The following is a 7,639-nucleotide window of genomic DNA, read 5'->3' as shown; positions in this document are numbered from 1 at the left end:
TTCAAGAACCGCGCCTGAACGCCCCCTCAACACACCTCACAAGAGGGTCCCTTTTGCGTGCCGATCTGGGGTCCCAATTCAGTGCCGATTGACACACCGCCGCTACTGGTGACGATGGCCACCGGCACCAGCCAGGGCAACTTACAAGGGCCGAGACCCCGCTTGGGGGCTCGGGGAGGCCGCGCTTGCGGCTGAGTAGAGCCCGGTCCCCGCAGGGGGCGCGCCCAGACCTCTACGCCCGCGGGAGATGCTCAGGTGTTGGGGAGGACAGCCCGCCCGCAGCCTTCCAGCGCTGTTCGCCCGCTTCCCTGTGCTCGCCGCAGTACCAGACGCCCGGGATGCCCTTGATGGAATCCCCGCCGAAGCCGAAGGCACCCCAGCGGCCGCAGTCCGGGCAGAAGTGCTCGAAGGGATGACCCGGCTCTATGCGAACGACGCCCCTGCGACGCTCGTCGGGCAGATCCACGGGTGTATCGGTCAGCGGCCGGTAAGGAGGTCGGTTCTCATCCAAGGCAGGTCGTCCTTTTTTCCAAGTCTAACTCTCCCTCTCGGGAAAATAATCTCGCCATATCAATGATTTATCTTGGAGGAGCCCCACCGGGTCAACTAGATTCCGTTCAGCAAGGCAGATGACATGGAGGCTATCGTGGCTGGATTGAACAACGTGGTGCAGTTCCCGCCGCGGCGAGTATTGCCGGAGCAGGTGGCGAAAGCGTTCGAGGGCGTGCCCGACGTGCGGGAGGTCGGCAACATCGCAGAGGCCTTCCAGCTCGAGATGCCTTCGCAGGACCTGCGAGACCGGGTGGAGGCCAGCGTGGCGGAGTTCGTGCTGAACAACGTGCCGCCGGAGAAGGGAGCCCGCCGCGAGGCGGCCCTGCGTGCTCTGCTGGCGACCTACGCGGAGCGGGCGGAAACGGCGGCCGAGGTGGCGCGCGACGCCTGGGTGACGGCGGAGGCGGCGCAGGAAGGGGTGGTACTGCGGCAGCAGGAGCAAGGCACGGACGCGGCACTGGAGATCCTGTCACAGCGGGCGAACGACCTGACGGAGCAGGCGGCGCAGCTGACGATCACGGCCTACGGCTTCTCGGTGGAGCGGTCCGCCGCGGCCCGGGTGGTGTCGCTGGCACAGCGCGGCGAGGAGTGGAGGCCGACCAGCCTGCGCGACGCCGAGTTGGCGGTGTTCGGCCTCGCGGTGGTAGGCGGCTGAACAGCCCTGACGAGTGGCCCGGGTCACGCGATCCGGGCCATCAGTGTTCCTGAACAGCGTTCAGGCGGGCGCTGGCCCGGCGATCGGCGGCGCGGGCCTCGCGCAGGAGGCGGGCACTCTGGGCCGCGTTCAGCGGCTCGGCGCCTGCCCCTTCCCGTAGCCGCTCGGCCTCGTATTGCCAGCGGCGGATCTCGGCCAGGCAACCGGCTTCGGCGGTGCGCGGGACGGTGGGAGGATGATGGAACACGTCATGCTCTCCAGTGACCGGACGTGCGGGGATGGCAGCACGCGCGCAAAAGCGCGCCTGCTCCGGTAGGCGAGCGGACCATGGCGAGCCTAGATGTGAATGGTGGGAGCGGTTGGTCGCGTGCCGCTAACAGTGGCTACTCGACGTGTGGTGTTGTCAGGCGGCGCGCCACTGCTTGGGCCGCAGGAGAGTGGGCAATGCTGGATAGCGGTTGTCCGGAAACCCGAGGCCCTCGTCCTCGTGCAGCTGGAGGACGCGGATCGCGACGGTGCGGCGACGGCCGTCGCGGAGGGACCGCACCAGGGCGAGGTCGGTACGGTTGGCGACGTAGACGCTGAGCCAATGGCCCGTGTCGGGATCGCGGCGGGCGGCGTGGTACTGGCCGTTGAGGAAGGCCTCGACGATCCAGGGCGCGCGGCAGATGGCGCCGCCGCGGAAGCGGGCGCGCCAGTGGCCGTCGTCCTGGAGGTAGAAGACGGCGCCGAGAGCGATGGTGCCGACGCCGAGCGGGTTGTCCCCGCCCTGGCGGCGCGGAGCGTGGTACTGGCGCAGCATCAGGTCCGCTCCTCGGCGGCACCGCCATCGGTGGGGTGCAGGGAAGCCACCGCGCAGGGGAAATCGGTCTTTCCGTTCCCCTCCGGACTGTCCGCTTCGGCGGCGGCAGCATCGAAGTCGCGGCCGAAGGTCATTCCCGAGGCCTCGGCGTAACGCTTAGCCGCTGTCTGGGAGCCGAAGGGACCGAAGAACTGCGGCGCGCTCAGCAGCGGTTCAGGGTCGAAGATCAGCACGAAACTCATGCCACGCTCCTCAGAACGGGATTTCGCAGTCGTCGAACATCGTCATCAGCGGCGGCACATAGCCGGGCGTGTGCAGGCGGTAGCCGTCGTAGCCGTGGCGATCGCACATGGCGGCGGCGAAGCGGCTGGCGGCCTCGCGCGAGGTGAAGCGATAGGGATGGCAGGAACTGGTGAGGTGGCAGCGGCCGTAGAGGCCCTGGAAGCCCTCCTCGTGGATGGTCTCCCAGACGATGGTGGTGAGCGCCGGCGGGAAGGCGGCTGCGGGCAGGCTTGCGGACATCGGGCGGAATCCTCGCAGGCCGGGCGCGCCGTCAGGCGGCCCGGCGAGGTGGAAGGGAGAGGTGTGGGAAGCGGCCCGGTGCCTCGCTTGAGGCACCAGAGCGCGGGCCGTCAGAACGGGACGTCGTCGTCCATGTCCTGGCCAGCCGTCGCCGGAGCGCGCTGGCGACCGCGCGCACGAGTGCCGCCTCCGGCCGGAGCGCCCGACTGGCCGCGCGGCTCCCGGTCGCCCGAAGCCGGAGGATCGGACAGGAAGGTGAAGGTGCCGACGAAGGGACGCAGGACGATCTCGGTGCTGTAGCGGTCCTGGCCATGCGTGTCCTGCCACTTGCGGGTTTCGAGCTTGCCCTCGACGTAGACGAGAGCCCCCTTGCGAGCGTACTGCTCCACCACGTCGCCGAGCCCCTCGGTGAAGATCGCGATGCGGTGCCACTCGGTGCGCTCCTGGCGCTCGCCCGAGCTGCGGTCCTTCCAGGTCTCGCTGGTGGCCAGGCTGAAGCTCACCACCTGCCCGCCATTGCTGAAGCTGCGCTTCTCGGGGTCACCACCCAGGCGACCGATGAGGGTGACCTTGTTGAGCGAACCAGCCATCGTCAGATCCTCTTCATTCTCTCTCTCCCCGAAGAGGCTTCCGGCCCGTGCCGGTCGCGTATCCTCGGGTGCGGTCGAAGAGAGGCGCGGTGGCGGGCGGTCCTACCCCCGAGGCATGTGAGGGAGGGGGTTGGGGTTGCGCCGCAGCGGGGCAACGCCCCGCGCACGGCGCGGCCCCGGCCCCTGACCGAGCGTGCCGAGCCGGAGGCGCTTTCCCCGGCTTCGGGGAAAGCGGGGGTAGGAGCGACCGGCGCCGTGGCTCAGACCGCAGCAACCCGAGGACATGCGGCCGGCACGGGCAGGTAGCCGACAGACTCCTCCCCACCCTCGTCCTGCGGACATCTCCCAGCTCGTTTTCAGCCCCCTTTGCTCCTCTCTCCTCCCTTCTCCCCCTCCCTGATCCGACGGCCGTGGACCGGGTGGGGAACCCGTCACTCCTGGCCAGGCAGCCCGAAGTGCGGCTCGCAGCCACGGATGCCCCGCTGGTCGGGCTTCCAGATCGAGAAGGCGTTGGCGCTGAGCAGCAGGGGCGCCCGCAGGCGGCGGGCGGCGGCGAGAAGCGGCTCGTCCGCGAGGTGCGGCAGGCCGACCAGGAATGCCGGCGCCGTCATAGCAGCGAGCCCTGGTCGGAGGCCCAGTTCCCGACAGTTCGGCGCGGTGTTTCGGCCACGGGCGCCTTCCCGGGCTGGTAGCGCGCCTGCAGGTGGTTCAGCAACGCGCGTTCGGCCGCCTCGGCCTCTTGCTCGGCAACTTTGTGCAGGCGTTCGACCAAACCCGCCGAGCGAAGCCGTGCGATCACGACACGCTCCACGTCGGAGAAAGTGAAGGCCGGGTTGCCCCAGGACGGATATGCCACAAGCTCCTTCAGGAAACGCAGCCTGTCGGCAGTAGTAGTGAAGTATTCCTCCCAGAAGCCGTGAATGTCGTAGTGCGCGATCATGCCGAAATGCAGGCTCAGGATGCGGTAGAAGCCGAGAGTGAAGCGCGTGTGCGGGAAGTCCGTCGCGATGAAGGCCAGGAGGCGGTTGCCGAAATCCGCCTTGGCGGCGCCGTCGTCAAACTGCGTCGGCGTGAAATCGGTCGCGCGTAGCAGCGGCTTCTGGAAGCTGGCGATAGTCACGACGGTTCTCCGTACTCGGGGCGTCCGGATGTGTAGGGCAGGGTTGCCCGGCTTGACCCGGTCGGGCGCGGGCGGCGTTGGCTACTTGATGAGTGCGTCGAACAGCTCGTCAGTGCGTCCCAGCCGCTCGGCAAGGGCGGCTGCCCGTGGAGGCCCGCCCCACTCAGCACCCCGTTGTCGCAGTCGCACAACAGCTGCGAGAGGCGGTCCATCGCCACGCGCGCGACATAGGCGACCTTGCGAAGCTCGATCTTCATGGTGGCTAATCCGCCCCAGAGGCCGCGAGGCGCCGGTTCGGCCAGGGGCCGGACGGTGGAAACCGGCACGGCGCATCCGGATCTTCGTTCGCCCGTTGAGGCGAGCGGGACGGGTGGGATGGATGCGCATGACCGGGACGAAGGTGGGGACGGCGATCGAGGTAAACCGGGCGCCGGTGCTGACGCTCTGGGCCGCGGTGGTGGCCGAGCGGCTCGGGTACGACCGGGATGCGGCGATCACGCTGGGCCGGGCCGTGGCCGGCTCCAGCGCCCGCGTGAAGGCCAAAGCCATCGGCATCGCCGAGGATCCGTACGAGAGCGGCGATCTTCGCGGCGAGGCCCGCAAGCAGGGTGAGAGCAAGCAGCGGCCGAAGGCCGTGCATTTGCTCGGCCGCGACGTGCCGGTGGTGGAGGAGAAGGGAAAGCTACGCGCGCTGGACCACGACAAGGCGGCCTCGCCGAAGGCAGCGGCCGGCTATGTCGAGCGGGCTTTCGGGGAGGACCTCGGCGCCGTCAGAAAGGCGATGGAGGACCTGGCGGGATCATTGGAGCCCGAGGAGCTGAACCGGGTCGGCTTCCGGCTGTACGAGCACTTCCGGCCGGAAGTGCCAGCAGGGACCAAGGGCTGGGGTGCCAAGGGAGTGCTCGACCTGGGCAAGATCCGGTCAGCAGCGGGCTGACCGGCCTGGTAGCGTCAGCTACGGCCGGGCGCGGCCCCTGACGCTACCTCTGCATTGCGGCACTGGCTCGTATTGGCCAACCGCCCCGGATCGTTGCGGCACTCTGCCAATATGCTGCTTAGACGGGCAGGAAGGTCCCGATAGCGACCTTAATCGTCAGCTGGGTTATCACGCTTCGCTCTCCTTTCTGAAAACACCTTCCCTGATGCTGGTGCGAACGGCCAACCGCGTCTGGCATTTCCTGGTTGTTGCAATCACGCCGCGTCCTGGGGCTGTCGCACGGAGAGCGCGACCGCGACCGGTCGAGGGGAGGCAGAGGGCGACGAGGACAGGAAACATGTAGCAGGACAGGCGCATGGGGGATCATCCTTGGTGGGTTGGCGCCGGGCTTCATTGGGCAAATCGGTACGAATGGGAAAACAGGTTCGCTGTGTCGCCGGGATGGGCACCGTTGTCGTAGGCGTCCCGCCAGAGGCGATCGGGCAGGTCCGGCAGGCCGACCATGACCCGCCCCGAAATGTGGGCGTTGGCCACGCGGAGGAAGCCATAGAAGCCGAGATGCCCCCCCCGGCGTAGTCGAACAGGCGGTCGTGGGTGTCCCGGGCACCGGGGGGGTAGTGGATCAGCTCCTTGCCGGCGAGTTGGAGAGATTCGGTGTCGGAGCCGCGCGCGGCGATGGCGATGAAGGCCATGGAGTAGCGTCCTCGGGTCGGGTGATCTGGAGAGGGGGAGCCCAGCCTTCAGGCCGGGCCACGTCGATCACACGGCGCGCGCTGCGGGCACCTCCGCCCCGCCGGGCGGCGGCATGACGCCGGCGCCGGGGCCCTCCTCCTCGTCACCGGCGAGAAGATGCTCGGGGTTGTCGATCCCCTCCTCATCCTCGGCACCGTCATCCGTGGCGTGGCCGCCGCGCCGCAGGGCGGCCATCTCGGCCGCGCGGGCGCGGTTCGCTTCCGCCTGGCGCCGCTCCTCGTCGGTGAAGTCGAAGCGCACCAGCGGGTGCAGGAAGGTCCGGCCCTTCAGGTGCTCCACGATAGCCGCGCGGGTGGCCTTGCCGGTGTTGCGCGGCAGCACGTTGGTGGTGATGGCGGTGCGCTCGATCGCCGCTTTGCTGAGATTGCCGAGGAACTCCTCGGTCGCCGTGGTCGGCAGCCAGGCGTCAGCGTCCACGGCGATGCCGGCGATGCGCGCTACGGTGCCGGAGGAGGAGAAGCCCACCCGGCAGGACAGCGCCTGGCGCAGCATGCCACGCGCGGCGGCGCGCAGCGCGGCCGGGTCGGCGGTCAGCACACCGCCCTCGGTGATTGCTGCGGCCAGCGAACAGCGCTCGCCACTACCGACGTCGTTGCCATGTGCCCCGGAGCGGACGCTGACGTTCAGCCCGGCCAGGGCCAGCACCAGCAAGCCGATCAGCGCGTGGTCCGAAATCTCGGCCTCGGCGAAGGCGGCGTGCAGCGCCTCGGTACGCAGGTCGCCGACCATGGCCTCGCCCTTCTGGGTGAGGTCCGGCCGTACGGCCTTGGGCGTCACGTAGTCCTCGTCGGTTCCGCCACCCGTGGAGGCTCGGCGCTGAGTCGGCTCGGGCATCCGGAAAAGAACGGTGTCCACCTCGAAGGTGCGGTGGTTGACGTAGTAGCCCACGGTGTCGCTCGGGCCGGGCCTGGAAGAGTAGACCTGCTGTGCCCGGGGCGGGAGCTGCGGGCGGTAGTACTCGTCCATCCCCAACATGACCCCGGCCTCGGGCAGGTTGGCCTCCAGCCAGGACCGCTGCGCCTGCAGGAAGGCGTCGACCTGGGTGGTAAAGCGTGGATCGGTGTCGCCCGGCGCGAAGAGATCGTCCTCCCAGACGATGCCGAAGGCTTCTGTCTCGGCCGCGCCGAATTTCGCCAGGGTGAAGGATACACGGCGCTTGTCGAGCCCGTGCGAGATCATGTGCCAGTTGGCGCGCTCGTTCCTCTTCGGCTTCTGCGATTTCCAAACCGAGGCCTGCTCCTCGGCCGAGGCGAGGCCAATGGTACGGAGCTGCTGCTCGGTCGGCATGTCGCCACGGGCCATCTGCGTCAGCATGGCCGGCAGGATGTGCGTCATGTGGCGCAGCACGTTCACCCGACGCACAGACATGTTCATCGCGGTGGAGATGGCTTCCGGCGTCCAGTCCTCGCTGACCAGAGCTTCGACCGCGCGCCACTGATCCACCGGGTTCATGTTGGTGCGGACTATGTTCTCGGCGAAGGCGCGCACCCCGTCGGCCCCGGCCACCACGTCGTCGCTGTCCTCGCGGATGAGGACATGGATGCTCTTCAACTTGGCCTTGATGGCCACGTCGCGGCGACGATGCCCGGCGATCAGCACCACTTCGCCGTCGCGCTCGCGCGCGGTGGGCGGCTGCAGGATGCCTACCGCCTGGACGTTGGCCAGCAGCAGGGCGTCAGCTTCCGGCCCGGCCATGGTGCGGCGGGGG

At 68.8% G+C, this 7,639-nt stretch carries 12 protein-coding genes; 2 read left to right on the top strand and 10 right to left on the bottom strand.

Translation table 11 applies throughout. The annotated features are described in order from the left end of the window. Window positions 1-232 precede the first annotated feature (232 nt). Window positions 233-511, bottom strand: coding sequence for a hypothetical protein (locus tag BT98_RS27420; protein ID WP_147292499.1), 279 nt, complete (start codon window positions 509-511; stop codon window positions 233-235). 135 nt (window positions 512-646) lie between these two features. Between BT98_RS27420 and BT98_RS0119630 the strand changes: the two genes are divergently transcribed. After that, complete coding sequence (locus tag BT98_RS0119630) at window positions 647-1,207, top strand: hypothetical protein (protein ID WP_147292498.1); 561 nt, start codon at window positions 647-649, stop codon at window positions 1,205-1,207. 40 nt (window positions 1,208-1,247) lie between these two features. Here the strand turns inward: BT98_RS0119630 and BT98_RS0119625 are convergent, their stop codons facing one another. The 8 genes from BT98_RS0119625 to BT98_RS27415 form a co-directional block, all read right to left on the bottom strand. Then, complete coding sequence (locus BT98_RS0119625; protein WP_019463415.1) at window positions 1,248-1,454, bottom strand: hypothetical protein; 207 nt, start codon at window positions 1,452-1,454, stop codon at window positions 1,248-1,250. A gap of 156 nt (window positions 1,455-1,610) precedes the next feature. Further along, the gene (locus BT98_RS0119620; RefSeq protein ID WP_019463416.1) at window positions 1,611-2,009 is read right to left on the bottom strand and encodes a hypothetical protein; all 399 of its coding nucleotides are present in this window, start codon (window positions 2,007-2,009) and stop codon (window positions 1,611-1,613) included. After that, window positions 2,009-2,251 carry a hypothetical protein gene (locus BT98_RS0119615; protein ID WP_019463417.1) on the bottom strand — a complete coding sequence of 81 codons (243 nt, stop codon included), beginning with the start codon at window positions 2,249-2,251 and terminating at the stop codon, window positions 2,009-2,011. Before BT98_RS0119615 ends, BT98_RS0119620 begins: the two co-directional genes overlap by 1 nt. Before the next feature lie 10 nt (window positions 2,252-2,261). Beyond that, complete coding sequence (locus tag BT98_RS0119610) at window positions 2,262-2,531, bottom strand: hypothetical protein (protein WP_019463418.1); 270 nt, start codon at window positions 2,529-2,531, stop codon at window positions 2,262-2,264. Between the two features lie 110 nt (window positions 2,532-2,641). After that, on the bottom strand, window positions 2,642-3,121 hold the full coding sequence (ssb, locus tag BT98_RS0119605) for a single-stranded DNA-binding protein (RefSeq protein WP_027297439.1): 480 nt from the start codon (window positions 3,119-3,121) through the stop codon (window positions 2,642-2,644). 431 nt (window positions 3,122-3,552) lie between these two features. Continuing rightward, complete coding sequence (locus tag BT98_RS0119600) at window positions 3,553-3,732, bottom strand: hypothetical protein (RefSeq protein WP_019463363.1); 180 nt, start codon at window positions 3,730-3,732, stop codon at window positions 3,553-3,555. Then, window positions 3,729-4,241 carry a hypothetical protein gene (locus BT98_RS25220; protein ID WP_019463362.1) on the bottom strand — a complete coding sequence of 171 codons (513 nt, stop codon included), beginning with the start codon at window positions 4,239-4,241 and terminating at the stop codon, window positions 3,729-3,731. The genes BT98_RS0119600 and BT98_RS25220 overlap by 4 nt, the downstream gene beginning before the upstream one ends. After that, window positions 4,238-4,498 (bottom strand): hypothetical protein, encoded by a 261-nt coding sequence (locus BT98_RS27415; protein WP_147292497.1) that lies wholly within the window; start codon window positions 4,496-4,498, stop codon window positions 4,238-4,240. Before BT98_RS27415 ends, BT98_RS25220 begins: the two co-directional genes overlap by 4 nt. Before the next feature lie 128 nt (window positions 4,499-4,626). Here BT98_RS27415 and BT98_RS25215 point away from each other — a divergent pair, with 128 nt between their 5' ends. Then, a complete protein-coding gene (locus BT98_RS25215) occupies window positions 4,627-5,178 on the top strand; it encodes a hypothetical protein (RefSeq protein ID WP_019463361.1) in 552 nt (183 codons plus the stop codon). 759 nt (window positions 5,179-5,937) lie between these two features. On the opposite strand, the gene BT98_RS25210 is transcribed toward BT98_RS25215, so the two are convergent. After that, on the bottom strand, window positions 5,938-7,639 hold a 1,702-nt coding region (locus BT98_RS25210), incomplete at its 5' end, for a ParB N-terminal domain-containing protein (RefSeq protein ID WP_051544354.1).

Origin of the sequence: Roseomonas mucosa ATCC BAA-692 (assembly GCF_000622225.1) — a bacterium.
In the GTDB taxonomy this organism is placed as follows: Bacteria; Pseudomonadota; Alphaproteobacteria; order Acetobacterales; family Acetobacteraceae; genus Roseomonas; species Roseomonas mucosa.
This window is presented reverse-complemented; position numbering and strand designations above follow the sequence as displayed.